Source organism: Patulibacter minatonensis DSM 18081, assembly GCF_000519325.1.
Lineage (GTDB): Bacteria > Actinomycetota > Thermoleophilia > Solirubrobacterales > Solirubrobacteraceae > Patulibacter > Patulibacter minatonensis.
In genome coordinates, this window is the sequence record NZ_KI912613.1 from 5,078,071 (window position 1) to 5,104,135 (window position 26,065).

General features: G+C 73.7%; 31 protein-coding genes. 12 read left to right on the plus strand and 19 right to left on the minus strand.

All coding sequences use genetic code 11. The annotated features are described in order from the left end of the window. Positions 1 to 31 precede the first annotated feature (31 nt). The gene (ftsH, locus tag PATMI_RS32925) at positions 32 to 2,095 is read left to right on the plus strand and encodes an ATP-dependent zinc metalloprotease FtsH (protein WP_084270215.1); all 2,064 of its coding nucleotides are present in this window, start codon (positions 32 to 34) and stop codon (positions 2,093 to 2,095) included. Between the two features lie 184 nt (positions 2,096 to 2,279). Then, entirely contained in the window at positions 2,280 to 2,690 is a 411-nt protein-coding gene (locus PATMI_RS0123860) for a MarR family transcriptional regulator (RefSeq protein WP_157260950.1), read from the plus strand. 184 nt (positions 2,691 to 2,874) lie between these two features. On the opposite strand, the gene PATMI_RS0123865 is transcribed toward PATMI_RS0123860, so the two are convergent. The 4 genes from PATMI_RS0123865 to PATMI_RS0123880 all read right to left on the minus strand — a co-directional run bounded on the left by PATMI_RS0123865 (position 2,875) and on the right by PATMI_RS0123880 (position 4,378). Next, entirely contained in the window at positions 2,875 to 3,222 is a 348-nt protein-coding gene (locus PATMI_RS0123865; protein WP_026912719.1) for a Na-translocating system protein MpsC family protein, read from the minus strand. Between the two features lie 107 nt (positions 3,223 to 3,329). After that, positions 3,330 to 3,614 (minus strand): hypothetical protein, encoded by a 285-nt coding sequence (locus tag PATMI_RS0123870; RefSeq protein ID WP_026912720.1) that lies wholly within the window; start codon positions 3,612 to 3,614, stop codon positions 3,330 to 3,332. 165 nt (positions 3,615 to 3,779) lie between these two features. Next, a complete protein-coding gene (locus PATMI_RS0123875) occupies positions 3,780 to 3,989 on the minus strand; it encodes a hypothetical protein (protein WP_157260951.1) in 210 nt (69 codons plus the stop codon). Between the two features lie 161 nt (positions 3,990 to 4,150). Next, positions 4,151 to 4,378 (minus strand): hypothetical protein, encoded by a 228-nt coding sequence (locus PATMI_RS0123880; protein WP_026912722.1) that lies wholly within the window; start codon positions 4,376 to 4,378, stop codon positions 4,151 to 4,153. A gap of 196 nt (positions 4,379 to 4,574) precedes the next feature. Between PATMI_RS0123880 and PATMI_RS0123885 the strand changes: the two genes are divergently transcribed. Further along, positions 4,575 to 5,252 (plus strand): alpha/beta hydrolase, encoded by a 678-nt coding sequence (locus PATMI_RS0123885; protein ID WP_051472226.1) that lies wholly within the window; start codon positions 4,575 to 4,577, stop codon positions 5,250 to 5,252. Positions 5,253 to 5,283: 31 nt separating this feature from the next. Here the strand turns inward: PATMI_RS0123885 and PATMI_RS32930 are convergent, their stop codons facing one another. The 3 genes from PATMI_RS32930 to PATMI_RS0123900 all read right to left on the minus strand — a co-directional run bounded on the left by PATMI_RS32930 (position 5,284) and on the right by PATMI_RS0123900 (position 7,049). After that, positions 5,284 to 6,066 (minus strand): SigB/SigF/SigG family RNA polymerase sigma factor, encoded by a 783-nt coding sequence (locus tag PATMI_RS32930; RefSeq protein ID WP_051472227.1) that lies wholly within the window; start codon positions 6,064 to 6,066, stop codon positions 5,284 to 5,286. Positions 6,067 to 6,257: 191 nt separating this feature from the next. Continuing rightward, positions 6,258 to 6,629, minus strand: a complete 372-nt coding sequence (locus PATMI_RS0123895) for a Na-translocating system protein MpsC family protein (protein ID WP_026912724.1) — start codon at positions 6,627 to 6,629, stop codon at positions 6,258 to 6,260. A 225-nt stretch (positions 6,630 to 6,854) separates the two neighbouring features. After that, positions 6,855 to 7,049, minus strand: a complete 195-nt coding sequence (locus PATMI_RS0123900) for a hypothetical protein (RefSeq protein ID WP_026912725.1) — start codon at positions 7,047 to 7,049, stop codon at positions 6,855 to 6,857. Positions 7,050 to 7,422: 373 nt separating this feature from the next. On the opposite strand from PATMI_RS0123900, the gene PATMI_RS0123905 reads away from it, so the two are divergent. Beyond that, positions 7,423 to 7,935 (plus strand): hypothetical protein, encoded by a 513-nt coding sequence (locus tag PATMI_RS0123905; protein WP_026912726.1) that lies wholly within the window; start codon positions 7,423 to 7,425, stop codon positions 7,933 to 7,935. A gap of 84 nt (positions 7,936 to 8,019) precedes the next feature. On the opposite strand, the gene PATMI_RS0123910 is transcribed toward PATMI_RS0123905, so the two are convergent. The 3 genes from PATMI_RS0123910 to PATMI_RS0123920 form a co-directional block, all read right to left on the minus strand. Next, positions 8,020 to 8,610 (minus strand): hypothetical protein, encoded by a 591-nt coding sequence (locus PATMI_RS0123910; RefSeq protein WP_026912727.1) that lies wholly within the window; start codon positions 8,608 to 8,610, stop codon positions 8,020 to 8,022. 125 nt (positions 8,611 to 8,735) lie between these two features. Further along, complete coding sequence (locus PATMI_RS0123915) at positions 8,736 to 9,032, minus strand: hypothetical protein (RefSeq protein WP_026912728.1); 297 nt, start codon at positions 9,030 to 9,032, stop codon at positions 8,736 to 8,738. A 147-nt stretch (positions 9,033 to 9,179) separates the two neighbouring features. After that, a complete protein-coding gene (locus PATMI_RS0123920; protein WP_026912729.1) occupies positions 9,180 to 10,016 on the minus strand; it encodes a PAS domain S-box protein in 837 nt (278 codons plus the stop codon). 200 nt (positions 10,017 to 10,216) lie between these two features. Between PATMI_RS0123920 and PATMI_RS37025 the strand changes: the two genes are divergently transcribed. After that, a complete protein-coding gene (locus tag PATMI_RS37025; protein ID WP_157260952.1) occupies positions 10,217 to 10,360 on the plus strand; it encodes a hypothetical protein in 144 nt (47 codons plus the stop codon). Positions 10,361 to 10,445: 85 nt separating this feature from the next. Continuing rightward, positions 10,446 to 11,990, plus strand: a complete 1,545-nt coding sequence (locus PATMI_RS32935; RefSeq protein ID WP_051472228.1) for a flavin-containing monooxygenase — start codon at positions 10,446 to 10,448, stop codon at positions 11,988 to 11,990. An 18-nt stretch (positions 11,991 to 12,008) separates the two neighbouring features. On the opposite strand, the gene PATMI_RS0123935 is transcribed toward PATMI_RS32935, so the two are convergent. The 5 genes from PATMI_RS0123935 to PATMI_RS0123955 all read right to left on the minus strand — a co-directional run bounded on the left by PATMI_RS0123935 (position 12,009) and on the right by PATMI_RS0123955 (position 16,358). Then, positions 12,009 to 12,668 (minus strand): adenylate/guanylate cyclase domain-containing protein, encoded by a 660-nt coding sequence (locus PATMI_RS0123935; RefSeq protein WP_026912730.1) that lies wholly within the window; start codon positions 12,666 to 12,668, stop codon positions 12,009 to 12,011. A 92-nt stretch (positions 12,669 to 12,760) separates the two neighbouring features. Beyond that, positions 12,761 to 13,876 carry a hypothetical protein gene (locus tag PATMI_RS0123940; RefSeq protein WP_026912731.1) on the minus strand — a complete coding sequence of 372 codons (1,116 nt, stop codon included), beginning with the start codon at positions 13,874 to 13,876 and terminating at the stop codon, positions 12,761 to 12,763. 88 nt (positions 13,877 to 13,964) lie between these two features. Next, on the minus strand, positions 13,965 to 14,450 hold the full coding sequence (gene rsfS / locus PATMI_RS0123945; protein WP_084270216.1) for a ribosome silencing factor: 486 nt from the start codon (positions 14,448 to 14,450) through the stop codon (positions 13,965 to 13,967). Continuing rightward, positions 14,447 to 15,064 (minus strand): nicotinate (nicotinamide) nucleotide adenylyltransferase, encoded by a 618-nt coding sequence (nadD, locus tag PATMI_RS0123950; RefSeq protein WP_026912733.1) that lies wholly within the window; start codon positions 15,062 to 15,064, stop codon positions 14,447 to 14,449. The genes rsfS and nadD overlap by 4 nt, the downstream gene beginning before the upstream one ends. A 13-nt stretch (positions 15,065 to 15,077) precedes the next feature. After that, a complete protein-coding gene (locus PATMI_RS0123955) occupies positions 15,078 to 16,358 on the minus strand; it encodes a glutamate-5-semialdehyde dehydrogenase (RefSeq protein ID WP_051472230.1) in 1,281 nt (426 codons plus the stop codon). A gap of 122 nt (positions 16,359 to 16,480) precedes the next feature. Here PATMI_RS0123955 and PATMI_RS0123960 point away from each other — a divergent pair, with 122 nt between their 5' ends. Together PATMI_RS0123960 and PATMI_RS0123965 are read left to right on the plus strand one after the other, a co-directional pair. Further along, positions 16,481 to 17,260, plus strand: a complete 780-nt coding sequence (locus tag PATMI_RS0123960; protein WP_026912735.1) for a hypothetical protein — start codon at positions 16,481 to 16,483, stop codon at positions 17,258 to 17,260. Positions 17,261 to 17,497: 237 nt separating this feature from the next. Beyond that, a complete protein-coding gene (locus PATMI_RS0123965) occupies positions 17,498 to 18,274 on the plus strand; it encodes a hypothetical protein (protein WP_026912736.1) in 777 nt (258 codons plus the stop codon). 103 nt (positions 18,275 to 18,377) lie between these two features. Here PATMI_RS0123965 and PATMI_RS0123970 read toward each other — a convergent pair whose 3' ends face one another. Both PATMI_RS0123970 and PATMI_RS0123975 read right to left on the minus strand, forming a co-directional pair. Next, positions 18,378 to 19,163, minus strand: a complete 786-nt coding sequence (locus tag PATMI_RS0123970; RefSeq protein ID WP_026912737.1) for an ABC transporter permease — start codon at positions 19,161 to 19,163, stop codon at positions 18,378 to 18,380. Continuing rightward, on the minus strand, positions 19,160 to 20,065 hold the full coding sequence (locus PATMI_RS0123975; RefSeq protein ID WP_026912738.1) for an ABC transporter ATP-binding protein: 906 nt from the start codon (positions 20,063 to 20,065) through the stop codon (positions 19,160 to 19,162). The genes PATMI_RS0123970 and PATMI_RS0123975 overlap by 4 nt, the downstream gene beginning before the upstream one ends. Positions 20,066 to 20,194: 129 nt before the next feature. On the opposite strand from PATMI_RS0123975, the gene PATMI_RS0123980 reads away from it, so the two are divergent. Continuing rightward, positions 20,195 to 21,466, plus strand: coding sequence for a sensor histidine kinase (locus PATMI_RS0123980; protein ID WP_051472231.1), 1,272 nt, complete (start codon positions 20,195 to 20,197; stop codon positions 21,464 to 21,466). A 59-nt stretch (positions 21,467 to 21,525) separates the two neighbouring features. Further along, on the plus strand, positions 21,526 to 22,134 hold the full coding sequence (locus tag PATMI_RS0123985; RefSeq protein ID WP_051472445.1) for a response regulator: 609 nt from the start codon (positions 21,526 to 21,528) through the stop codon (positions 22,132 to 22,134). A gap of 12 nt (positions 22,135 to 22,146) precedes the next feature. On the opposite strand, the gene proB is transcribed toward PATMI_RS0123985, so the two are convergent. After that, positions 22,147 to 23,241 carry a glutamate 5-kinase gene (proB, locus tag PATMI_RS0123990; RefSeq protein WP_026912741.1) on the minus strand — a complete coding sequence of 365 codons (1,095 nt, stop codon included), beginning with the start codon at positions 23,239 to 23,241 and terminating at the stop codon, positions 22,147 to 22,149. A 148-nt stretch (positions 23,242 to 23,389) separates the two neighbouring features. Here proB and PATMI_RS0123995 point away from each other — a divergent pair, with 148 nt between their 5' ends. Beyond that, positions 23,390 to 24,247: a DMT family transporter gene (locus tag PATMI_RS0123995; RefSeq protein ID WP_483825109.1), complete on the plus strand. Its 858-nt coding sequence runs from the start codon at positions 23,390 to 23,392 to the stop codon at positions 24,245 to 24,247. 132 nt (positions 24,248 to 24,379) lie between these two features. On the opposite strand, the gene PATMI_RS0124000 is transcribed toward PATMI_RS0123995, so the two are convergent. Beyond that, entirely contained in the window at positions 24,380 to 24,922 is a 543-nt protein-coding gene (locus PATMI_RS0124000; RefSeq protein ID WP_026912743.1) for a hypothetical protein, read from the minus strand. Positions 24,923 to 25,261: 339 nt separating this feature from the next. Here PATMI_RS0124000 and PATMI_RS32940 point away from each other — a divergent pair, with 339 nt between their 5' ends. Beyond that, positions 25,262 to 26,047: an IclR family transcriptional regulator gene (locus PATMI_RS32940; protein WP_051472232.1), complete on the plus strand. Its 786-nt coding sequence runs from the start codon at positions 25,262 to 25,264 to the stop codon at positions 26,045 to 26,047. The last annotated feature ends 18 nt before the right edge of the window (positions 26,048 to 26,065 follow it).

The window sequence follows — 26,065 nt, forward strand, 5'->3', positions numbered from 1 at the left end:
TCCTCTTTCGAACGATCCGCAGCGAGACTCCGTGAGCAATCCACGCCTGGCCGCCTCGAACAAGAAGCGCACACCATCCCGCGACGCCGCGATCTTCGTCGCAGACGTCGCCAAGGCCGTCTGGACGTGGCTGACCCGCGACAAGATGGCCCTGTTCCTCCTGGTCTCCGCGATCACGGTGGCGATCCTCTTCTTCAGCCTCCTCGGGTCGCTGAAGCCGGGCGGCGAGGGGCGGCAGGTCTCCTACTCGAACATCATCTCGGCGTCGACCGCCAAGCAGATCACGACGGCGGAGCTGCTGGACCAGGACCACCAGATCGTCGCGAAGCTCCGGAGCGGCGAGACCGTCTACGCGGACTACCCGTCGTCGGACTCGGCCACCCAGGACCTGCTGCTGCGCATGCACCGCGGGGGCGCCACGGCGACGGTCGACCTGCAGTCCGACAAGCCGACCCGGACCGTCATCGTCCAGTTCCTCCTCCCGATCCTGCTGCTGGTGACGCTGTTCGCGTTCTTCACCCGGCAGGCGGGCGACGCGTCCAGCGGCATCGCCGGCTTCTCGTCCTTCCGCGGCAAGGGCAAGCGGAAGAAGAAGGGCAGCTCCCCGATCACGTTCGACTCCGTCGCCGGCGCCGGCAGCGCGCTCGCCGAGCTGCGCGAGATCGGCGACTTCCTCGACAACCCGGAGAAGTACCTCTCCCAGGGTGCAGCCGCACCGAAGGGCGTCCTGCTCGTCGGCCCTCCCGGCACCGGCAAGACCCTGCTCGCCCGCGCCACCGCCGGCGAGGCCGACGCCGCCTTCTTCTCCGCGTCCGGCGCCGAGTTCGTCGAGTCGCTCGTCGGCGTCGGCGCGGCCCGCGTCCGCGACCTCTTCGCCAAGGCCCGCAAGGCCGCCCCGGCGATCATCTTCATCGACGAGGTCGACGCCGCGGGCCGCAAGCGCGGCGCCGGCGTCGGCCAGGGAAACGACGAGCGCGAGCAGACGCTGAACCAGATGCTCGTCGAGATGGACGGCTTCGGCGGCGACGCCGGCGTCGTCGTGATGGCCGCGACGAACCGCCCGGACATCCTCGACCCCGCGCTGCTGCGCCCGGGCCGCTTCGACCGCCAGGTCGTCGTCGACGTCCCCGACATCCACGGCCGCCTGGAGATCCTGGAGCTCCACGCCCGCGGCCGGCAGTTCGACATGGACGTCGACCTGCTCGAGATCTCCAAGCTCTGCCCCGGCTTCTCGGGCGCCGAGCTCGCGAACCTCGTCAACGAGGCCGCGCTGCTGACGGTCCGCGAGGGCCGCGACACGATCGACCAGAAGACGCTCGAGGAGGCGATCGACCGCGTCATCGCCGGTCCCGCCAAGCGCCACGTCCTCACCGAGGACGAGCAGTGGACGATCGCCGTCCACGAGGCGTCGCACGCCGTCGTGACCCGCGCCGTCGGCCAGACGGTCGCGGCGCAGAAGCTCTCGATCGTCGCCCGCGGCCGCCAGCTCGGCACCGCCGCGTCGATGATGACCGACAAGGACGCCGTGATGCACGGGCGCCGCGACCTCGAGCGTCAGCTGGCCGCGATCATGGCCGGCACCGCCGGCGAGATGATCGAGTTCGGCGAGGAGTCCACGGGCGTCAGCGACGACCTCCACGCCGCCACGAAGCTCGCGCGGTCGATGGTCACGTCGTTCGGCATGTCGCGCCGCCTGGGCCACGTCACCGTCGGCGAGGCGGGCGGCGAGGTCTTCCTCGGCAACGCCCTGCAGGACCTCGGGTCCACCGGCCCGGAGACCCTGAACCTCATCGACGGCGAGGTCGCCCGCCTCGTCGGCGAGGCCGAGTCCCGCGCCCACGTCGTCCTCGAGGCGAACTGGAAGACCGTCCAGGAGACCGCGAAGTCGCTGCTCGAGTTCGAGACCCTCTCGGGGCACGCCCTCGACGCGCTCCTCGCCGCGGTCGCCTCGACGCCGATCGAGTCGATCCCGCTCCCGGGCGCGGCCGCCGGCACGCTGGGCGCCGGCGTCGACCGTGCGCACAACGAGGCCGCGGGTCAGGTCGCCGGCGGCACGGCGACGGCCACCGACGACGCGTCCTCCCCGGACGCCTGAGGCCGCCGCGATGCCCCGGTCGGAAGGAGGCGGCTCACGCCTGGTGCGTCGACGCCGTTCACGGTGTCATGATGACGTGAACGTCGACGCGCGGGCCACCGCGCCGACGCTGGTCGCATCGTCGGCCCCGGACGACCTGCGGGTCCCCGGGCCGGCGTTCCCTCCGAACCCCGCCACATCCCCCATGGCCTCATCCCAGACCCCCGACGACCCGCCCTCGGGTGACGTCGTCGACGCCGTCGTCCAGACCGTCACCGCCCGGCTCGCCGAGCTCCAGCCCTACCTCGACGAGGCGGAGCGCCTGCGGGCGATCCTCGCCGCGAGCGCGTCGCCGGCGCCCGGGTCCTCCGACCCTGATCCGGCCGCGTCGGCGTCGGGGCAGCCGTCACGGCGCGGTGCGGGCGCGAACAAGAGCGCCATCCTCGCGGTGATCGCCGACCGTCCGGGGGTCACCGCCGCCGACATCGCGCGCGTCAGCGGGATGAAGCGCACCGTCGTCGCCTCGACGGTGAGCCGGCTGAAGCGCAACGGCGAGCTCGAGCCCGAGGGCCGGGGCGTACGCCTCCCCCGCCCGGCGGGCGACGCCGCCCGCTGACCGCACCCGGACCCGGCCGCGCCGGGTCCGCGCGCGGTCGATCTCCTGCGCGGCGCATCACCCGCCGCGGATCGGGCACCCGCAGGACGACGGCGGCCCGCGTCGCCCACACGGCGCGGGCCGTCGCCTGATCTCCCGGCGTCCGACCGACCCGGTCCGCGCGCCCGGGGTGGCCGACCGGGACTCAGTCGGCGTCCTCGAGCAGGAAGACCTCGGTCGCCGCGTCGATCGTCGTGCTGTAGCCCGGCACGTGGCCCCGGACCCTGCGCCCGGTCACCTGCTCCACGACGGCGATCATCTCCCCCCGCGCGTGCTGCTGGAACCGCGCGCGGGCCTCGCGCAGCAGGTCGCGGCCCCCGAGCTGCAGGATCGTCTGCTCGTACGGGGTGTCGGTGTCCTCCAGCACGCACAGGACGTGCCCGCCCGAGATCGTCGTCACGACCTTCGTGGGGCCACGACCGATGTGCGCCTTGTACAGCTGGGCGATGGCGTTGGAGATCTCCTGCTGGGGGACCGCGTGGTGCTCGGACATCTTCGTGGAGTCGTCGGGTGCTCGGGGACTTCGGGCACGCGGATCCTAGGGCAGTGCGGCGGGCCCGCGGCGGCCAGGACGCCCCGGCGCGGCCCACCGGCACGCGATCAGTCGTCGCGCAGATCGGTGAGGAACCCCATCACGATCATGCGGGCCTCGTCGATCGCCCGGCGGGCGGCGAGGACGTCCTGGAGCGCCCAGGCGTGGTTGTAGTGCCGGGCGGTCTCCTCGATCCGGCCCTGGAACGTGGAGATCGCGTCGGTCAGGCCGTCGATGGCGTCGATCGCGAGGTGCCCGCCGTCGCGGACGGACGACTCGAGGCGGCGGAGGCGGTCCAGCACCGAGTTGGCCTCCATCCGGAGCTCTTCGGGCGTCGACGGCCGGTCGGTCATCGCGCCCCGCCGCGGGGACGACCGAGGACGACCCGCGGGGCCCGCCACGAGGGGCCCGTCACGATCGCTGGTGTGCGCGGCTCCGACACGGCACCAGTGCTTCTATCCCTCCCGGAGGCCGGGCGCAAGCGCTGCACGACGGTTGGACCGGCCGGTCCGGACCGGTCAGCGTCCGGCGACGCGGTGCTCGGCGCCGAGGACCGTGCCCTCGACGAGCGTCCGCAGGCGACCGAGGTCCTCGATGACGCGGTGGAGGTCGTCGGTCGCGGGCGGGGTCCCGTCCTCCCACGCCGCGCAGAGCCCGTGGAGCAGCTCGGAGACCCGATCGGCCTCGGCGCGCAGCTCGCCCCGCACGGGATGGTCGGACCTGGGCACGCACGGGAGTGTACGGGTTCGTACACGTGAACACTCTTCGTTCGATCGTCCTCTCCCGGACACGGACGGGGCCGCTCGCCGTGGACGCGGGCTGGACGTCCCTCCCCGGGCGCCGCGACGCCGGCCCGCGCGCGACGGACCGGGCGCGACCGAACGCTGGCTCAGTGGTGCACGCCGGGGCCGGCCGCGCGACGGCGGTCGGCCTCGACGGCGGAGCGCGCGATGAACGCCTCGAGCGAGCGCTGGGTCTCCGCCAGCTGCGCCCGGACGCGCTCGATCGACACGACCGCGGCGCGTGCACGGCGGAGCTCGTCGGAGTCCGGGCGCGCCCCTCGTGGGAGCCGGAGCTCGGTCAGGGTGTGGTGCTCGTCGGCGGTCGGAGCGTGCATGGGGGACCTCTGGGCGGGGGGAACGGACCGGGGCGACCCGGATCGACGCTGGTCTTCGTCGACGCCATGATGCGCAAGGCCGGGGTGAGCGCGCAAGGTCGCCCAGGGTGATCCTGAACAGCGTTCCCCCTCGCCCCGTCCGTGGAGGGGCATCCGGCGCCCGGCGGGCACCGTACCTGCCGGTACCGTGCCCGTCGTGGAACTCGCCCCTCGCCTGATCGAGACCGCCGTCCCGGACGATCCCGAGGGCGTCGTCCTCGTGCTGCACGGGGGCGCCGCGCGCGGCGCCGCGAGGGCCGTGAGCCCCTCGCAGCTCTCGGTGCTGCGAATGGTCCCGATCGCCCGCCGCATCGCCCGCGTCGGTGCGGGACGGCTCGCCGTCTACCGGCTCCTGAACGCGCAGCGGGGCTGGGACGAGGCACGGTCGCCCGTCGACGACGCGCAGTGGGCGCTCGACGAGATCGCCCGGCGCCTCGGCGGGCCCCTGCCGGCGTGCCTCGTCGGCCACTCGCTCGGGGGCCGGGCCGCGCTGATGGCGGCCCATCACGACGCGGTCCGGAGCGCCGTCGCGCTCGCACCGTGGGTCTACGCCTCCGACACCCCTCCCGGCCTCGAGGGCAGGCGCATCCTCGTCGTGCACGGCGACCAGGACCGGATCGCGCGACGCGAGCCCGCGCTCGAGGTGGCGCGCACCATGGGCCGCTCCACCGAGGTCGGCTTCGTCACCGTCCGGGGCGGCAAGCACGCGATGCTCCGCCACCACGGCCGGTTCGACGGCCTCGCGGCCGACTTCGCCGGGGCCACCCTGCTCGGCCTGCCGGCCGGCGACGTGCTCGGGCGCGTCGAGGCCGGGGACCCGGTCGTCGAGGTCTGACGGGCCGGCCCCGGCGGGACCGGCCCCTGGGTCAGGCCGCCTGCGTCCGGGCGTCGGCAGCCGCCGCACCGGTGTGCAGCAGGTGGCGGCGCATGTCCTCCAGCGCGCCGGAGACCACCCGCGACACCTGCATCTGCGAGACCCCGACGTCGACGGCGATCTCGCGCTGCAGGCGCTCCCGGTAGAAGCGGTCGTGGACGACGCGCCGTGCGCGGTCGTCGAGCACGTCGAACGCCTGCGCGACGACGCTGCGGTCCTCGACGGTCGCGAACCCCGGGTCGCTGTCCCCCTGGACGTCGAGCATCGCGCGGTCCTCGCCGGCGGGATGGTCGAGCGACAGCGCGTCGTACCCCTCCCCCGCGCGGAGCGCGTCGGCGACGTCCTCCTCGGGCACCTCGAGCGCGAGGGCGAGATCCCCGGGCGTGGCGTCGCGGCCGGTGTGCTCGACGAAGGCCCGCTGCTCGTGCTTGACGCGCTGCCAGAGCTCCTGGGTGGAGCGCGGGACGCGGACGGCCCAGCAGTGGTCGCGGAAGTGCCGGCGGATCTCCCCCTGGATCGTCGGGATCGCGTAGGACACGAACCGGTGCCCCGCATCGAGGTCGAAGCGGTCGATCGCCTTCACCAGGCCGATCGAGCCGGCCTGGACCAGGTCCTCGAACGGCTCGCGGCTCGAGGCGTACTTGCGGGCGATCGAGCGGACGAGCGGCATGCAGCGCTCCGTCAGCTCGTCGCGGGCCCAGGGGTCGCCCTGGGTGCGGTGACGGCGCAGCAGCTCGAGATCGTGCTGCTCACGTCGGGTTGCGTCTTCCAGCATGAAGTGCTCCGGGGGAGGGAGTCGGTCTTCCGGCACGCATCTCCCGGATCCCGTGGGGGGCCGGAGCACGTGGTGCCTGCTGCTTCTTCGTGCGCGCTGCCAGGCTCCTGGTGACGTCGGGACCGGTGTTCCGGGGGGAGCAGAACACCAGGCCGCCTCCGCACCGACGGACGGCGAGCACGAGCCCGAGGTTACCCGACGCCGGGCCCGCCCACCAGTGCGTCGTCCTGCAGGAGGAACACCTCGGTGGCCGCGTCGAGGGACGCGCGGTACCCGGGGACGTGCACCCGGACCGACCTGCCGGTCGCGCGCTCGACGATCGCCACGAGCTCCGGCGTGCACTCGAGCTGGAACCGCGACCGGGCCTCCTGGACGAGGTCCTGGGCGCCGAGCCCGAGGAGCGTCTCCTCGAACGGCGTGTCGGTGTCCTCGAGGACGCAGACCACGAGGTCGCCGACGATCGTCGTCGACACCTTGGTCGGCCCCCGGCCGAGGCGGGTCTTGTAGAGCTGGGCGATCCGGTTGGAGATCTCCTGCTGCGGGACGTGGGGGCGATCGGGCATCGCGAGCTTCGGCCTCGAGGGGTGCGTCGACAGGGTGGTCCTCACCGCCGAGCGCCCCGTCGCATGTACGGAGCACCCCCTCGTGGGCACATCGTCCGAGGTCCTCCAGCAACTCCCGCGGGAGCGCGGGGCGACCCCGTGCTGCGCATACGGTAGCCACCCGGGCGCCCGGACGACCGCAGACCACCGGCGGACGACCGGGGCCCGGGGCGGCCGGAGGCCCGTCTACCTGCGGTCCGGCGGCGTCGGCCGGTCGTCGCCGCCGGCCCGGGACCCGTTCCCGGCGTCGTCCAGCAGCTGCTCGGCGGCCTCGAGCTCGCCGCGCAGACGCTTGAGCGCGCGCAGCCGCTCGGCGGCGGCCGGGTCCTCGTGCTCGCCCTCCCGCCCGCGCTCCGCGCCCGGGTGCTGGTCGGAGATCATCGGCGGTCTGCCCGGGGTGCGCGGATCATGGGGTCCTTCGTGGGAGTGGGCACGGGCCGTGGCGGTCCCCGTGGTGCCGGGCCGCCGACGGTCGTGCGCCGGCGGCCCGTCGCGTCGGCGATGGGGTACCCCGTAGTCGGACCACCCGGGCCGATCCCCCCCTCCCGATCCGCGAGGTCGGGGCGCGGGCCCGTGCGGCGCTCGCGGTGCCCGCACCGGCGTCGCCCGTATCCACCCCGACACCCCGGCGATACCGGTCTGCAATGCGGGTGGCGCACCATGGACCCATGGAATCCCGCGACGCCGCCTCCGGCCCCGTGCCGACGAGCTCCCGGCGCTCGCGTCCCGTTCCCTGTGCCCCGGAGGCCTCGTCGTGCTGATCGAATCCGCCACGTCCACCGCTCCGACGACGCTCGCGCCGTCGGACGACCGGGCTCTGGCGTCCACCGCGCGGCACGAGGCCGTCGTCGGCCGCGACAGCACGTTCGACCGGGCCGCGCGGGCCATCGACGCCCTCGACGAGCTGGCGCGTCGCCGGCGCTCGCAGGAGCTCGTCCTCGCGCTGGAGCGCCTCGGCGCCGGCCTCGACTCGGCCATCGGCGCCCTCGACCAGGCCGTCGCACCGTCGACCACCGCACGCGCGCTGCCCACGCCGGCGCCGAAGGCGACGTGGACGCCCATCTCGACGCCGGTGGTCCCGATCACCGCGCACGTGCCGATGCAGGCCGTCGCCGCTCCCGCCCCCGTGGCCGCCGCGCCGACCGCGCCGCGCGTCCCGGCCGCGACGGTCCCGGCCGTCGCCGCGGAGCCGAAGCGCCCGATGCGGCAGGCCCCGGCGGGCCTGGCGGCCCACGTCATCGACTTCTCGGAGCAGGTCGTCGCCTGACCAGGAGGCGGTCGTCGACCGCGCGCCGGGGACCCCGGGAGGCCGCGGCACCCGACGGACCCGGCGGGGCGACGCCGGACGCCGTCAGGCCGGGGCGTCGCGCTGAGCCGTCGCCGCGCTCGCCCGCAGACGGGCCTCCGGCACGGCGACCCGGAGGTCGACCACGTGCTCGGCCAGTGCGGCCGGCGCCAGGGCCGCCATCCCGGAGGGGAGCTCGGGGACGACCTCGGTGGGCTCGGGCGGCAGGCTCCTGCCCCTGGCGGTCCGGCGCCCGGACACCAGGACCGGCCGGGGATCGTCGCGGACCTCCGCCGTCGGCGCCTCCGCCGGACGGGACCCCGGCACGACCGGGACGCCCATCGAGCCCACGACGTCGGCGAGGGTCCTCCGGGTGCGCTCGAGCTGGGCGAGCGTCGCGTCGAGGACCGCCAGGACCCGTCGGGCGTCCTCGACGCTCATCGCGGGCGCCGCACCGATCCCGGGCTCCCGGAGGGCGGGGACGACCTCGTGCGACGCCGTCGTCGCGCCCCGGATCGACCGGCGCAGCGCCGCCCGTGCCGCTGCGGGCGCACCGCCCTCGACCGACCGACGGGCTCCGGGGGACCGCGCGGGGCGACCGTCGCGGACGGCGGGGGTGACGGTGGCGCGTGCGAGCTGCTCTGGGAGGGGGGACACGTCATCCTCCGGGTGCTGTTCCGGGCGCGGGGCTCGTACCCGCGCGCCCACCGGACGAAACCGCGACCGACGCCGCCCAGTGACCGCTCGTCCGACGGCGCGGACGTCGCCGGGCCGTGGCGCGATCAGCGTCGGGCATCGCCCCCGCTGGCCACCCGGACCTCGGTGATCACCTCGTCGAGCGCCTGCTGCGCGGCGCCGAGCGTCGCCTGCAGGCGACGCAGCGCGTCGACGGTCCGCAGGAGCCGGGCGGTGTCGGCGTCGTCCACGGGACGACGCGGAGCGTGGACGGCGGGCGCCGGGATCGGCAGGGACGCGTCGGCCCGGGCGCCCCGTCGCGCCGGCGCCGTCACGGCCGTGAGCCGGTGGGCGTCGAGCGAGGACGGGACGGGGAGCGGTGCGGGACCGCGACGATCAGACATACGGGACCTCGGGGAAGGACGAACGGACCGGATGAGGACCCATCGGCAGACGGGCGCTGGTCCTTTACACCAGTGTAGGAAGTCGGCGTGTGACCGTCGACCCCGTTCCCGGGGAGGCGGGCAGCACCGGCCACGGCCCGGACCGCGTCAGACCGGCGCGACGAGCGCGCGGGACCGCGCGGCCCGGGCGTGCTCGACGACCTCGAACACGAACCACCGGGGCTCGCCGTCCCCCGCACGGACGAGCGACACCTCGACGCGCACCGGGAGCACCTCGCCGTCCGCGGCGATCCACCGGGTCTCGAGCGACCACCCGTCCCGGGCACCGTCGAGCGCCTCCCGGACCAGGACGTGGCCGGCGCCGAGGTCGTCGGGGTGCGTCAGCTCCTGCAGGTCGCAGCGCAGCAGCGTGGCCTCGTCCCGGCGGAGGAGCCGGCAGAGGCGTCGGTTCACGCGGAGCCACCGGCCGTCGGTCGAGATCAGCGCCTTGGCGACGGGCGCGTGGGCGAAGGAGAGCTCGAGGAGCTCCCCCGGCTCGGCGGGGATCAGCCGTTCGCGGCGGCCGGCGAGCAGCTCGCGGCTCACCACCATCGTGGGCGCGGCGCGCTGGGGGACGTGCCGCTCGATCCCCGCCGAGGTCGTGGTCGGAGCGGGATCCTCGTCCTCCTCCCACGTCGCGTCGACGGCGTCGTCCTGCGGGGCGACGTCGTCGGCCGGGTGGTCGGTGGACTCCGCGAGCACGACCTCGAGGCGCTCCCCGACGATCCCGCAGGACCGCAGCCCGCCCCCGAGCTGGTCGCGCAGGGCGCCCGCGAGGTCCAGCGGGTGCTGTGCGTGCACCGTGAGCAGCACGCGGCGTCCGACGAACGCCTCGACCGCGACCGCGCCGACGCCGGGCACGCGCTCGAGCAGGTCGACGGTCCGGTCGAGCTGGTCGAGGTCGCGGAGCGGCCCGACCGCGACGCGGGAGGCGCCGATGATCATCGCGGGGCCCTCCGGCCGCGGTGCCGGACGGGGCGGAGGTGCTGGTGCTCCGTCGGTGTGCGTCCGGTCATGGCGAGAGCATCGGACACCGGGCCGCGGGCCACAACGAGGCTACGTCGTCCGTCCGTCGCGGGTGCACCGCACACTCAACGTTCGGCCGACCGGCCCGCGGAGTGCGCACCCCGCTCTACGATCGGGGGGTGACGATCGAGCCGCACGAGCCGCCGCCCAGGGACCCGGAGGGCGAGGACGGCCTGCCGCGCGGCGAGTGGCCCGTCGGCTCGCTGATTGCGATCTTCGCGTTCGTGATCGTCATCCTGCTGCTGTTCACACAGTTCGGCTGACGCCGGGAGCCGACACCGGGACGCCCTGGCTACGGATTCGTAGGCTACTCTTGAGTAGCCCCGTCTCCCTCCCTAGGATGGACCCATGAGCACCACCGCTGCGCCGTCGCAGTCCGTCACCACCGCGCCACTCCCTGCCGAGGTCCGCGTCGCCATCGTCGGCAGCGGGTTCTCCGGGCTCGGCATGGCCGTCGGCCTGCTGCAGGACGACGAGCGCAACTTCGTGATCCTCGAGCAGGCGGACGACATCGGCGGCACGTGGCGCGACAACGTGTACCCCGGGTGCGCCTGCGACGTCCCGTCGCACATGTACTCGTTCTCGTTCGCGCCGAACCCGGACTGGTCGCGCTCGTTCGCGACCCAGCCGGAGATCTGGGCCTACCAGCAGCGCGTCGTCGAGCGGTTCGGCCTGCGGCCGTACGTGCGCACCGGCGCGGAGGTCGTCGACGCGACGTGGGACGGCGCGACCCAGCGGTGGACGGTGCAGACGAAGCGCGGCACCGTCGTCGCGCAGTTCCTCGTCGCCGGCACCGGCCCGCTGTGCGAGCCGAAGTACCCCGACCTGCCCGGCCTCGACACCTTCGAGGGCACCGTCTTCCACTCGGCGCGGTGGGACCACGACCACGACCTGACGGGCGAGCGCATCGCCGTCATCGGCACGGGCGCGTCGGCCATCCAGTTCGTGCCGCGGATCCAGCCGCAGGCGAAGTCGCTCGTGCTCTTCCAGCGCACGCCGCCGTGGGTCCTCCCCCGCCCCGACCGTCCGATCACCCCGATCGAGCGGTTCGTCTTCCGCCGGGCACCGCTCGCGCAGAAGCTCGCGCGGCTCGGCATCTACGTCGGCCGCGAGAGCTTCGTGCTGTCGTTCAACCACGTCGCGAAGCTCCGCGGACTGCCCCGGATCATCGGGCTCGCCCACCTGCGCCGCCAGATCCCGAAGGACGCCGAGCTGCGCGCGAAGCTGACCCCGGACTACCAGGTCGGCTGCAAGCGGGTCCTGATCTCCAACGAGTACTTCCCGGCGCTGAACGCCCCGAACGCGGACGTCAACACCTCCGGGATCCGCGAGGTCCGCCCGCACTCGATCGTCGACAACGAGGGCGTGGAGCACGAGGTCGACACGATCATCCACGGCACCGGGTTCCACGTCACCGACCAGCCGATCGCCGACCGCCTCGTCGGGGCCGACGGTCGCCGGCTGGCGGAGCACTGGAGCCAGGGCATGGAGGCCTACCGTGGCACCACGATCGCGGGCTTCCCGAACCTCTTCATGCTCGTCGGCCCGAACACCGGGCTCGGCCACAACTCGATCATCTACATGATCGAGTCGCAGGTCGGCTACGTCCGCGACGCCCTGCGCCGGGCCCGCGCCGAGGGCATCGGTGCGCTCGCCCCGCGGCAGCCGGTCGTCGACGCCGAGAACGAGGAGATCCAGGAGCGCCTGCAGGGCACGGTCTGGAACGACGGCGGCTGCGCCTCGTGGTACCTCGACAAGCGCGGCCGCAACACGACGCTCTGGCCCGACTTCACGTTCCTCTACCGCCGGCGGGTCGCGTCGTTCGACACCGAGTCCTACGAGACCACCCCGGCGGTCGCGGCGCCCCCGGCCCGGCCGACCGCCCGGGTCTGAGGTCCGGGGCCGCGGGGCTCAGGCGACGCGCTGGACGCGCCGGGCGGAGGCCCGGCCCCAGTGCTCGGCGCAGTCGGTCGAGCAGAAGCAGCGCAGCTGCGCGTCGTCCTCCCCCGCCGGGGCGATCGCCACGGCCGGGTCGATCGGCAGTCCGCAGACCGGGTCCATCACGGGCCGGGCGTCGTCGTCGAGCCGCAGGTCGACCTCGCTGACCGACAGCGGCTGGACGAGGCCCGCGACCTCGACCACGCCGTGCTCCCGGGTGACGGCCCACGGCGGGACCGTGGCGTCGGGGTGCTCGGCCATCAGGATGCGCCCCGGCTCGGCGAGGTCGCAGAGCCGCGCCGCGACGTTGATGACGGTGCCGACGTAGTCGTCGCCGTCGAAGACGAGCGCGGCGCCGCGGCAGATGCCCACCCGGACCTCGAGCGGACAGGCGCCTCCGAGGTGGTGCCGGATCTCGAGGGTCGCGGCAGCGATCGAGCCCCGCTCGGCGCCCGACAGCATGACGCCGTCCCCGAGCCACTTCATGACCCGGACGCCGCGACGGTCCGCGGCGTGGCGCACGACGGAGCGCATCATCGAGAGGACCGAGACGGCCTCCTCGTCGCCGTTGCGCTCCGTGTACGCGCTGAACCCGCAGAGGTCGATGAACGCGAAGCAGCGATCGACCCTCATGACCGGGCTCCTGGCGCCGACCGACGGCGGGGTGTCAGCTGGGTGCGGACGATCCGCACATCATGACAGCCCCGCCGACCCTCCGACGTCGATCAGTTCAGTCCGAGGAAGACCGGGAAGACCTTGCGCTCGGCGCCGTCGATCGTCTTCAGCCCCGAGTAGAAGATGTCGACGGGGTCGCGGACCTGGAACCACAGGAAGCCGCGGAGCTGGTTCTTCTTCGCGATGTCCCACGCGGTCTGGGTCCACTTCGCCGCGTTCTCCTCGGACGTCGCCTGGCTGCCCTCGGCGATGTAGGCGAACTCCGTGATGTAGAGCTTGTTGACCGCGCCGGCCGGGACCCGCTTGGTCCGCGCGATCTTCCGCAGCAGCGACTTGGTGCGCGGGATGTTCCGGATCGTCCACATCGTGTCGCTCTTCAGCGTCTTCGCCGGGTTCACGAGGTAGTCGTAGGAGTGCAGCGTCCAGCCGTCGGCCTTGATCGCGTAGTCCTTGGCCTTCGTGCCCTTCCGCGGCTTGAACTTCGAGTCCAGGCCGAGGGCGCGCTGGACCCAGGTGCCCGGGTTCGTCGACTTCGGGTTGCGCGCGTACGGGGCGAGCTCGCCGGCCGTGACCATCGCCTTCGGGGTCTGGGCCTTGACCTCCTCGTAGGCGATGTTCTGCATCTTGCGCCACACCTCGGGCCCGTGCTTCTTCGGGAACAGGGTGTAGATGTTCGCCTCGTTCATCGGCTCCCAGACCAGCCGGATCGGCAGGTCCTTCAGCGCGGTGACCGACGACTTCACGAGCGCGCGGTAACGCTTGAGGCTGATGTCCCGCGCGTCGTCGAAGCCGCCGCCCTGCGGGGCCGCGATCAGCCCGTTGAAGCCGATGAACATCGTGTCGATGCCGTTGGCGAGGGCCTCCGTCGCGTACCGGCGGATCGACTCGATCTCGTGCGGCGCGGGGTGGCTCGTCTTGCCCTCCCACTGGATGTAGGTGCGCACGAACTTCACGTTCGCGGCCTTCGCCGTCGCGAAGAACTCGGCGCGCTGGACGGGGTCGTCCGAGCGCGGCAGGTTCTCGTCCATCAGGCCCTTGGAGAGCGCCGAGGCCTGCGGCGCGAGAACCAGCATCGGGACGGCGCTCGCGAGGAGCACGAGGAACAGGAGGAGGGAGCGGTGGGACGCGGTGAGGCGGCCCGGTGCCGCTGGGGCTGTGTGACGCACCCGCGGAAAGATAGGGCAAACCGTCCACCCGGCGTGCCGGTTCCCGGAGCGTCCCGGAGCGCGTCGGGACGCGCTCGCGTACGCCGGCTCAGTCGACGTAGAGCGCTTCGTCGTCGTCGCCGGGGCCGTCCCCGCCGACCGACGTCTCGCCCGCGACGTCCGAGACGTCGAACCGCGGGCGGTCGCCCCAGAGGCTCTCGAGGCGGTAGAAGGCCCGGGTCTCCGGCACGAAGATGTGGACGACGACGTCGCCGTAGTCCAGCAGGATCCAGCGGGCCTCCTGCACGCCCTCGGTGCGCTTGGGCAGCAGGCGCTCGCCGTCGTGCTTCAGGCCCTCGTGGATGGAGTCGTGGATCGCCTTGGCCTGGCGGTCCGTGCGGCCCGTGCAGATGACGAAGGCGTCGGTGTAGGCCGACGCCCCGCGGAGGTCGACCGCGACGACGTCGAGCGCCTTGCGGTCGCCCGCGGCGGTCGCGATGCGGCGCACCAGGCCCTCGAGCTCCGGGTCGGGAGGCAGGACGACGTCGTCGACGTCGGGCGACGCGTTCTGGGAGATGTAGGTGCGTTTGCTCATGCGGTCGACCTCCCACGGTAGAGCCCCAGACGGTCGATGCGCGCCTCGACCCCCGGCGGGACCAGGTGCCGGACCGTGCGCCCGGACCGCACGCGGGCCCGGATCTCGGTCGAGGAGAGCTGCAGCGACGGCATCCGGAACGGCAGGAGGCGGTCGGGGTGTCCCAGGCGGGTGACGGTCTCCCGCGCGCGCTCGTGGGTGTCCTCCCCGCGCTCCGCGACGCCGATCGCGGCGAAGCGCAGGACGTCGCGGGGCCGGCTCCAGGACTCGAGCCCCGCGGCCGCGTCCCCGCCCAGGAGCAGGACGAACTCCGCGTCCGGGTGCTCGGCGGTCAGCCCCTCGAGCGTGTCGGCGGTGTAGGACGGGCCCTCGCGGCGGAGCTCGACGTCGGAGACCGCCAGCCGTCCCTCGTCGCCTTCCACCGCGGCCCGGCAGAGGGCGAGGCGCTCCTCTGCCCCCGGGTCGTCCTCGACGTCCTTGTGCGGCGGGCGGGCGGCGAGGACGAGCCGGACCTCGTCGAGCCCCAGTTCGTCGCGTGCGCACTCCGCGAGGACCAGGTGCCCGAGGTGCGGCGGGTTGAACGTGCCGCCGAGGAGGCCGATCCGCGGGGCCACGGGGCGGGTCGGGCTACGGCCGGACGTGGCCGTCGCCACGCACGAGGTAGCGGTAGGTCGTCAGCTCGCGGAGGCCGATCGGCCCGCGCGCGTGGAGCTTCTGCGTGGAGATCCCGATCTCGGCGCCCATGCCGAACTCGGCGCCGTCGGTGAAGCGGGTCGACGCGTTGACGTACACCGCGGCCGAGTTCACGCCGCGCTCGAAGGCCCGGATCGCGCCGGCGTCGGTGGAGACGATCGCGTCGCTGTGGCCCGAGCCGTGGTCCTCGATGTGCTCGATCGCCTGGAACACGTCGTCGACGAGCCGCACGCCGAGGATCAGCGCGAGGTGCTCGGTGTCCCAGTCCTCGTCCGTCGCGGGGACGACGTCGGCGCCGTGGCCGGAGACGAGCGGCAGGCTGCCCTCGTCGGCGCGCAGCTGCACGCCGCGGGTCCCGAGCAGCCCGGCGAGCGACGGGAGGAAGTCGTCGGCGACCTCGCGGTGGACGAGCACGGTCTCGGCGGCGTTGCACGCGCTCGGGCGCTGGACCTTCGAGTTCTCGACGATCGAGAGCGCCTGCTCGAGGTCGGCGGACGCGTCGACGTAGACGTGGCCGATGCCGGCGGCGGCGAAGATCACGGGGACCGTCGCGACGCCCTTCAGCGCGTTCTTCAGGCCCTCTCCCCCGCGCGGGACGATCAGGTCGACGTAGCGGTCCTGGGTCGCGAGCTCCGCGAGCTCCTCGCGCCCGCCGCCGGAGACGAGGCCGATCGCCCCGTCGGGGATGCCCGCCGCGATCGCGGCGTCGGAGGCCACGGTCGCGAGGATCCGGTTGGAGTGCGTCGCGCTCGACGACCCGCGCAGGACGATCGCGTTGCCGCTCTTCAGCGCCAGGGCGAGCGCGTCGATCGTCACGTTCGGGCGGGCCTCGTAGACCACCGCGACGACGCCGAGCGGGATCCGCTGGCGCTGGACGTCCAGCCCGTTGGGCAGCCGGTAGCCATCGATCGTCTCGCCGACGGGGTCGCGCAGCACGGCGACGTCGCGGACGCCGCGGACCATGCCCTCCAGGCGGGCGTCGGTGAGCTTCAGGCGGTCCATCAGGGCCGTCGGCAGACCGGCCTCGGCGCCGGCCTCGAGGTCCAGGGCGTTCGCGGCGAGGATCTCCGGTGCGCGGGCGCTGATCGCGGTGGCGATCGCGTCGAGCGCGGCGTCCTTCGTGGCGGTGTCGAGCGCCGCGAGCCGGCGGCCGGCGGCGCGGGCACGACGGCAGACGTCGACGACGGTGGGGACCTCCACGGCGGTGCTGGCCATGCCCTCAAGCGTACGCGGTCGTGACGCACGCGCCGTCCCGAACGTGACATCCGAGGTGTTCAGGACGCGCCCGGGGCGGCAGAGTGGTCCCCGACACCTCGTCCCATCCACCGGAAACGACCATGCCGCGCACCACGCTCCTCCGCCGCCCGCTCTCCCGTGCCCTCCCGATCGCCGCGACCGTCGGCGCCGTGCTGCTCGCCGGCCCCGCCGTCGGATCGGCGTCCGCCAAGGCCAAGCACACCCCGTGCCCGACCGTCGGCAAGACCGTGGCGAAGGGCTACGGGCCGAACGTCCGGGTCTGGCGCGAGGGCACGACGCTGAAGGCCTGCTCCCGGAGCCCCGGGCAGAAGCGGTACGTCCGCACCCTCGGCGTCTGGACGTCCGGCACGAAGGTCGTCGTCGACGAGGGGAGCGTCGCGTACACGACGACGAGCCAGTCCGACGAGCACGGGGTCGTCGACGCGATCGACGTCTACGACGTGAAGGCCGGCAAGCGCTGGTTCTCGACGACGCACACCGCGATCGTCCCCGACACGTCCGCGCCGACCACCGACGACCGCGTCCTGAAGCTCGTGCTGAACCACAGCGGCGTGGCGTGGGTGACCTCGCGCGGCGTCGTCAACCTCGGGGCGCGGAAGCTCGACCCGAACGACGAGTTCCTCGACGTCCCGAGCCTGCCGTTCCGCGTCGGCCGCCAGATCTTCCTCGGCGACGCCGGCGTCGCCGGTGCCGCCGGCGTCGCGAAGGGCCTCAGCCTGAGCTACGGCGGGGAGAGCGACGACTGCGGCGGCGTGCAGACCTACGAGGTGAACGTGCCGGCGTTCGGGACCTCCGCGGCCACCCACCTCACCTACGGGTCGCAGCCGACGGCGATCGACCACGAGGGCTGCAACGCCTGACCCCCGGGACGGACCCCGCGCCTCCTGCCTCCGACGGACCGTCGGAGGCAGGGTCCGACGCGGACCACGACGACGGCCCCGCACGCGCGGGGCCGTCGTGCGTCCCGGGGTGGGACCGACGTGGGACCGCCGTGCGGCGGACGCACCGCTCCGAACGTGACGGACGACGTGTTCACACCGTCATCCAGGGACGAGCATCCCCGTATCCCACCCCTTCCCCTCGCACATCGGACGACCATGCCCCGCACACGCACCACCCGCCGCGCCGCCCCGCTCCTCACCGCCGCCCTCGGCGCCGCGCTGCTCGCCGGCCCCGGCACCGGTGTCGCCGCGGCCGCGAAGCACACCCCCTGCCCGACCGCCGGCAAGACGATCGCCAAGGCGACCGGCCCGAACCTCCGCGTCTGGCGCGAGGGCACGACGATGAAGGCGTGCACCCGCAAGCCCGGCCAGCGCCGCTACGTGCGGACGCTCGGTCCCTGGAGCACGGCGACGAAGGTCGCCGTCGGCGAGGGCACCGTCGCGTGGACGACGACGAGCCAGTCCGACGAGCACGGGCTCGTCGACGCCATCACGACGAAGGACGTCCGGACGGGGGCGACCTGGCTGAAGACGCTGCGTGCCGCCCCCGCGACCGACGCGGCGACGCCGGCCTCCGACGACCGGGTGCTGAACCTGATCACCGACAGCCGGGCGACGTCCTGGGTGACGTCCCGCGGCGTGATCGCGTCCGCGGTGCGGAAGGTCGACACGGAGGCCACGACGCTCTACGGCGAGGGCATGCCGGGCGCGGTCCCGTTCCACGTCGACCGGATCTTCGCGCTCGGCGTCGCCGGACCGGAGAACGCGGAGGCCGTCGCCAAGGGCCTGAAGATCGCCTACGGCGGCGACGGCGACGAGTGCGGCGGCGTGACCGACTACCAGGTGCGGATCCCGGCGTTCGGGACCCGCAAGGAGTCGACCTTCGTCTACGCGTCGGAGGACTGGACGAACCCCGCGAGCTACTGCCACTGACGCGCCACGCGGCCGCCCCGGACGACGGACGGCCCGGCCCCGGCGACGTCGCCGGGGCCGGGCCGGGCCACTGCGGCCGGACCGTCGGGGCGCGGGGCGGCGGTCACTTCACCTCGCGCCGCATCGTCCGCCAGACGCCCACCGCGATCGGGATCGCGATCCAGAGCGCGCTCGCGGTCGCGACCCGGGCCCACTCGGTGCCGGAGGCGTTCCCGTCCGCGAGCGGGGACAGCGCGAGGTTCGGGTCCACCCACCTCAGGGGATCCTCGAGCCCGCTCGCGAGCTGGCCGAGCAGCGTGAAGATCGTCGGCAGCACGAAGAACGCGACGATCGCGACGGCCGGCGCGAACAGCACGAGCCCGAAGCCGAGCCCCCACAGCACGCTGAGCTCCTGGAACAGGACGGCCTGCGCGAACGCCCCGCCGCTCGTGGTCCACGGGTCGGGCAGGTCCGCGGTGAGCGAGCCGACGGCCGTCGCCGCGCCGGCGGCGAGCACGGCGATCACCAACCCGGCGAGCCCGAGGACGAGCACCGCGAGGCCCTTCGCGGCGATCACGCGGTCGCGGCGCGGGACGAGCGCGAACGTCGACAGCGCCGTCCGCTGGGACCACTCTCCGGTCGCGGCGAGGATGCCGATCACGGGCAGCAGGACCCCGAACGGCAGCAGGGTGATCTGGAAGGCGTCGAGGAACGTGCGGTCCTGGACGTCCCCGGTCAGCATCCGCGCGAGCGCCGCGGCGACCGCGATCAGCGCCGCGGCGATCAGGAGCCAGCGGCCGGCGCGGGTGTCGACCATCTTCCGGAGCTCCACGCGGGCGAGGGCCGGCGCGGAGGGGGCCGAGCCGCGGAGCCCGCGGACGGCGGTGGCGGGTGCGGTGGCGGTGCTCATGCGGCGATCTCCTCCCGGCGCTCGGCCGGGGTCGTGGTGAGGGACAGGAACAGGTCCTCGAGCCCGGCCCGGTCGGCGGGCCGCAGCTCGGTCAGCACGAGGCCGTGCTCGGCGGCGACGCGGCCGACGGCCTCGGCCTCGCCCTCGACGCGCTGGGCGCCGTCCGTCGTCGTGACCGACGGCAGCTCCGCCGCGGCGAGCGCGCGGCGCAGCGCCGCGGTGTCCGTGGCGCGGACGACGACGCCCGCCCCCGCGAGGAGCGCCGAGAGGGAGTCGTCGGCGACGATCCGGCCCCCGGCGATCACCACGAGGTGGTCGGCGACCGCCTCGATCTCGTGCAGGAGGTGCGAGGACAGGAGCACCGTCCCGCCGCGGTCCGCGAAGTCGCGGAGCAGACCGCGCATCCAGTGGATCCCCTCGGGGTCCAGGCCGTTGGCCGGCTCGTCGAGGACCAGGACGCGAGGGTCGCCGAGCAGCGCGTGGGCGATGCCGAGGCGCTGGCGCATGCCGAGCGAGTAGTCCCCCGCCCGGCGCCGCGCGCGGTCGCCGGACAGCTGCACGAGCTCGAGGAGCTCCTCGACGCGGTCGTCGCCGACGCCGAGGACGCGGGCGGAGACCGTCAGGATCTCGCGGCCGGTCCGCCCGGCGTGCTGGGCCGAGGCGTCGAGCAGCACGCCGACCTCGCGGCCGGGGTTCGGCAGCTCGCGGAACGGCACGCCGAGGACGCTCGAGCGGCCGGCGCTCGGGGACGTCAGTCCGCAGAGCATCCGCATGGTCGTGGACTTGCCGGCGCCGTTGGGGCCGAGGAAGCCGGTGACCGTCCCGGGCTCGCAGCGGAACGACACGTCCTGCACCGCGGTGTGGGCGCCGTAGCGCTTGGTCAGGCCTTCGATGTCGATCATGCGATCCACACTGGCGCCGGGACTCCCGGACGGCATCGGCCGGCGGGCGGTCGTGACCCCCGACCTTCGGCGGGGCGGCATCGTCCTTCGTCGGTGGTCCCGTCCCGACCCTGCGCGTACGCTTGCGCCATGGGACGTCCGACGGCGAGCTCCGCGCCCGTGCGCGCCATCAGGACGCTGCTCCCGTCGGTGCTGCTCGGCGCCGACCGCGGTGCCGCGCCCCCGGTCGGTCCGCGCACCACGCGGGACTGGGCCGTCGACGTGCTGTGCTTCGTGATCGCGATCGGCGTCGGCGCGCTCGGATACCTCGGGCAGTACGGCTCGCCGCTCCACGACCCCGTCGCGGCGCTCGACCTGATCGCCGGCGCCGTCCTCACCGTCGGCCTCTGGTTCCGCCGGCGGTGGCCGATGGGCCTCGCGGTGCTCGGGACGCTGCTGAGCGCGTTCTCGCTCTCCTCCGGCGGCGCCGGGCTGATCGCGCTGTTCACGCTCGCCGTCCACCGGGACGCCCGGTACGTCGCCGCGATCGCGGTCGTCCAGTCCCCGACGATCTTCCTCTACGCCGCGATCTGGCCCGACGACACGCTGTCGTTCTGGTGGCTCGTCCTCTTCGTCCACGTCCTCCTCGCGTTCGTGCTCGCGTGGGGCATGGTCGTCCGCGCCCGGAGGCAGCTGGTGGCGTCGCTGCGCGAGCGCGCCTCCCGCGCCGAGGGCGAGCAGCAGCTGCGCGTCTCGCAGGCCCGGACCCAGGAGCGCGCCCGGATCGCGCGGGAGATGCACGACGTCCTCGCGCACCGGATCTCCCTCGTCAGCCTCCACGCGGGCGCACTCGAGTTCCGCCCCGACGCGTCGCCGGAGGAGGTCGCCCGTGCCGCCGGCGTGATCCGCGCGAGCGCCCACGACGCGCTCGAGGACCTCCGCCAGGTCATCGGGGTCCTCCGCGACGGCGACTCCACGGGCGAGGACGGGGCGCCGGTCCCGGGGGCCGAGGAGATGCGCCCCCAGCCGGGGCTCCGGGACCTCCCGTCGCTGCTGCGCGAGTCGCGCGAGGCCGGGGTGCGGATCGACGAGCAGCTCGACGCCGACAGCGCCGCGATCCCGGCCGCGACCGGGCGGACGGCCTACCGGGTCGTCCAGGAGGGCCTGACCAACGCGCGCAAGCACGCGTGGGGCGCGGTCGTCCGGGTGCGGTGCGGCGGATCGCCGGGCGACGGGCTCACGGTCGAGGTCGCGACGCCCGCCGCCGTCGGCGCCGCCGGGCCGGCGTCCGGGATCCCCGGCGCGGGGACGGGCCTCGTCGGGCTGCGCGAGCGCGTCGAGCTCGCCGACGGCCGGCTCGAGGCCGGCCCCGCCCCCGGCGGCGGGTTCCTGCTCCGCGCGTGGCTGCCGTGGCCCGCGTGAGCGGTCCCGTCAAGGTCCTGCTCGTCGACGACGACGCGCTGGTCCGCTCCGCGCTGAAGATGATGCTCGACGGTGCAGAGGGCGTGCGCGTCGTCGGCGAGGTCGACGACGGCGACGGGGTGCCGCGGGCGGTCGACGACCTCCGTCCCGACGTCGTCCTGATGGACATCCGCATGCCGCGGGTCGACGGCCTCACCGCCACCGAACGGCTGCGCTCCCGACCCGCGCCCGGCGGCGACCCGCCGCAGGTCGTGGTCCTGACGACCCTGAACGCCGACGACCAGGTCCTGCGGGCCCTGCGCGCCGGCGCGGCCGGGTTCCTCCTGAAGGACACCCCGCCGGCCGACATCGCTCGGGCGGTCCGCCTGGTCGCGACCGGCGAGGCGATGCTCTCCCCCGCGGTCACGCGCCGGCTGATCGACCACGTGGCCGACCCGGCCCGCGACGACCGGCGCGGCCGGGCCGAGGAGCGCCTGACCGAGCTCACCGACCGGGAGCGCGAGGTCGCGGTCGCCCTCGGCCGTGGCGGCTCGAACGCCGAGATCGGCGCCGAGCTCCACATGAGCGTGGCGACGGTGAAGGCGCACGTCTCGAGCGTCCTCCAGAAGCTCGACCTGAACAACCGCGTCCAGATCGCGCTCTTGGCGCACGACGCCGGACTGGTCTGACGGGTCGCCCGCCTACAGGACGACGAGCCGGTCCCGGTGGACCGCCTCGGCGGGGGCCCGGGGAAAGACCTCGCGGACCTGCTCGGTCCGCTCGCCCATGACGCGGCGCAGGGCGCCCGACGCGTAGCCGGAGATGCCCTTCGCGACGAGCTCGTCGCCGTGACGGACGTCGACGGCGTCGCCGACCTTGAAGTCGCCCGTGACCCCGACCACGCCGACGGGCAGGAGCGACGTGTCGTCCCGCGACAGCGCGCGGCGCGCCCCGTCGTCGACCTCGATGGTGCCGCGGGCGGGCTTCGCGTAGCGGAGCCAGAGCTTGAAGCTCGACCAGCGGGCCTCGCCGGCGACGAACCGCGTGCCCTCGTCCTCGCCCGCCAGGACGCGCGCCAGGGCCTCGGGGCGCAGTCCGGACGCGACGACGGTTGGGATCCCCGCGGCCGCCGCCATGTCGGCCGCCAGGGCCTTCGAGCGCATCCCGCCGGTGCCCAGCGACGAGGTCGTGGTGCCGACGTCGTTCTCGGTCAGCGCGGCCTCGACGTCGTGGATCTCGCGCACGAGCCGGGCGGAGGGGTCGGTCCGCGGGTCGGCGGAGAACAGGCCGTCGGTCGACGTCAGCAGCACGAGCCGGTCGGCGCCCTGCATCATCGCGACCTGCGCGGCGAGCAGGTCGTTGTCGCCGAACGAGATCTCCTCGGTCGTCGTCGTGTCGTTCTCGTTGATGATCGGCACGGTGCCCATGTCGACGAGCTTCGCCAGGGTCCGGCGGGCGTTGACGAACGCCTCGCGGTCGCCGAGGTCGTAGAGCGTCAGGAGCACCTGCGCGGCGATCAGGCCCTCAGCGGCGAAGAGGTCGTCCCACGAGCGGAACAGGCGCCCCTGCCCCACTGCGCTGGCGGCCTGCAGCGCGTCGATGGCCGTCGGCCGGCTCGGGAGCCCCAGCTGCTGGATCCCGCGGGCGATCGCCCCGCTGGACACGAGGACGAACCGCTCGCCCTCCGCGTGACGCCCGGCCACGGTCGCGCACAGCGCGGCGAGCAGATCGGTCCGGAGCAGGCCGTGGTCGTCGACGACGACGCTCGAACCGAGCTTGATGACGGTCAGGGACATCGACCGTGGAGGGTAGTGCTCTGGGAAGCGATACTCGTGGCGGTTCCACCCCAATCGGGCGGCGGCGCTGCTTTCTCGCTCGCGACCGAGTTCGACCTCGGCCGAGTACGCTCGGGGTGTGCGAGGCCCGGCTGTCATCCCCCTCATCGTGCTTGCGTGCGTGTGGGGGTCCTCCTACCTGTTCATCGACGTCGCACTGGATGACTATTCACCCGCCGTCGTGGCATTCGGCCGTCAACTCCTCGGAACTCTCGTACTCGTGCCCATCGCCCTCCGGAGTGGCGCGCTCCACGTGGACAGGACGTCGGTCGCATGGGTCGTCGTCGCCTCCATCGTCATGGTCACCGCTCCGACGCTCTTGATCGGGCTTGGTCAGCGAACGGTGTCGCCGTCCCTCGCCGGTATCCTGGTCTCGACGACTCCGGTGCTTGCGGCAATCGCGGCACTCGCATTGCACGATGCAGATCGCCCGGGACCTGCTTCGATCGTCGGCGTGCTGGTCGGAATGGTCGGCATCGTGCTGATCTTCGGCGTCGACCTGCAAGGACGCGACGCGATCGGCGGAGGCCTCCTCCTCCTGTTGGCGAGCTGTGGGTATGCAGCGGGAGGCCGAATCGTTCAACGGCGACTGCAAACAACCCCGCCTCTGGGCCTCGCGGCATATGGAAGTGCAGTGAGCGCTGTCGTCCTGGCACCCCTCGCCGTCATCAACCTGCCAACACATGCTCCAAGTCTGGGCCCAACCCTAGCCGTTATCGAGCTTGGTTTGCTCGGCACAGCACTCGGGTGGGTGTTCTACTACGGACTGATTCGCCGTATCGGCTCCCAACGAGCCGCCCTGTCGATGTACCTCGCGCCCGTAGCGTCGGTGGCACTCGGCGTCTCCTTGGCCGGCGACCCCTTGCGTGGAACGACGATCGTCGGACTCGGCCTCGTCCTGACCGGCAGTTGGATCGCAGCAAGTTTCCGGAGCCCTCACGCGCACCGAGCGAGCCCTCCGGGCTGAGGTGCCCTCGAGACGACGACGCCCACGGAACGGGACCATCGCTCCCTGCTCCCTCTGGTCGATGCGCCTGAACACCGTCGTCCTACCGAGGTGGATGCCCTACCGAGTTCGAGACGGACGGGCGATGGGCCCTCACGACGAAGCGTCGCGCTCAGATCTCGCCAGATCCACTTCCTCGGCGAACTCCTTGATCAACCGAGGCCGAATATCCTCGAGCACGATCTCGAAGTAGCGACTGTTGCACCACGTCGTCAGCCACGCGTGCCATTTGGCCCACGTGTCATCCCCGATCATGTTCCGACGTTTGACCTCCCACGCCTGCTCGAAGATCTCGATCGCCGCCCGCGTGTATCGGTAGCAGCGCCGCTCATCGACGGTCATGGTCCTCCATGCCCCCCAGTGTTGGCCTCGCTGAGCGACGTTCAAGACCGACACCCGATCGTCGTGCCACGGATCCCAGATGCAATCGAGCGACGGATCCTCGACTGCTCGCCACAGGTGTTCCATGTAGGAATCGTTGACGTGTGAATAGGCCGCGAACCCCGCTGCGACTCGTTCCCCACGCACCTGTGAACCCAAATACCAAAGGCTGACGACGACGACGACGAGTTGTGCGAGAGTCAAGAGGACGGTCACGTCCTCCGAGCTGAGTCCTGCGACACTCGCGACGAACATCGGGCCAATCTACCCTCCCGGTAGTGCGCGCGCAGCGCCGCAGAATCTCGGCGCATCGGCGCCCTTGCGCGCCGCTGATGACTCGCTCTGGGTGGGGTCGGTGCTCGTCATACCGCCACGGTACGATCGCCTCGATGCCTCTGTGCGAGGTTTCTGGTTGCGAACCGTGACCCGACGCGAGCCACGCGCCGACGGAAGCACACCCACGACCCAGCCGCAAGCCACCACGGCCTCGGAGACGAAGTGACAGACGAACCCGCTCGTCCGGGCGGCACGCAGGAGGTAGCACCGTCCGATCGTTCCCCGGGGGACGCTCGAGGCGCGTCGCGATCGCGAGCGATGCGGTTGACGAAGGACCTCGACCTGCTGCGCGGTCTCGCGGCCGACAGCACCGGCGAGGGTCTCGGGGTCGTCCGCCTGGCCACCGCGATCGGCCGCGACAAGAGTCAGGTCTCCCGCAGCCTCCGCGCGCTCGTGGAGACCGGTCTGGTCGAGCGCGACCCGTCGACCGGCCGGTACCAGCTCGGCCTGGAGCTCTACGCGCTGGCGGCGGCGACCGCGCAGCGCCGGCTGATGTCGGTCGCGCCCGACGTCCTCCGCCACCTGGCGGGCGAGCTCGACGAGACGGTCCACCTGTGCACGCTGCACGGCATCGACGTCCTCACGCTCCGTTCGGAGTCCCCGCCGGTCCGGGCGACGGCCTGGGGCGCGTGGGAGGGCGAGACCGCTCCGGCCCACGCCACCAGCGCGGGCCGCGTGCTGCTGGCCGGGCTCCCCCCGGCGGCGCTCCGGGACCGCTACCGGGCGGCCGAGCTCTCCGGGACGGCGCCGCGCAGCCGGGTGCAGAGCGTCGAGGAGCTCATGGCCGTGCTCGCCGACGTCCGGGCCGACGGCACCGCGATCGTCCGCGAGGAGCACGAGGAGGGCGCGGTCGGCGTCTCCGCGCCCGTCCACGACTTCCGCGGCGACCGCGTGGCGGCGATCAACGTCAGCGGCGAGCGCCGCCTGATGGAGCCGCACCTCGACGACGTCCTCGCGTCGGTGGCCGCGGCGGCGGTCCGACTCTCCCGTCTGCTCGGCGCGCCGACGACGGTCGACGGCCACATGCCGCGCCGCCCGACCTGAGCCGGCCGGCTGGTCGCA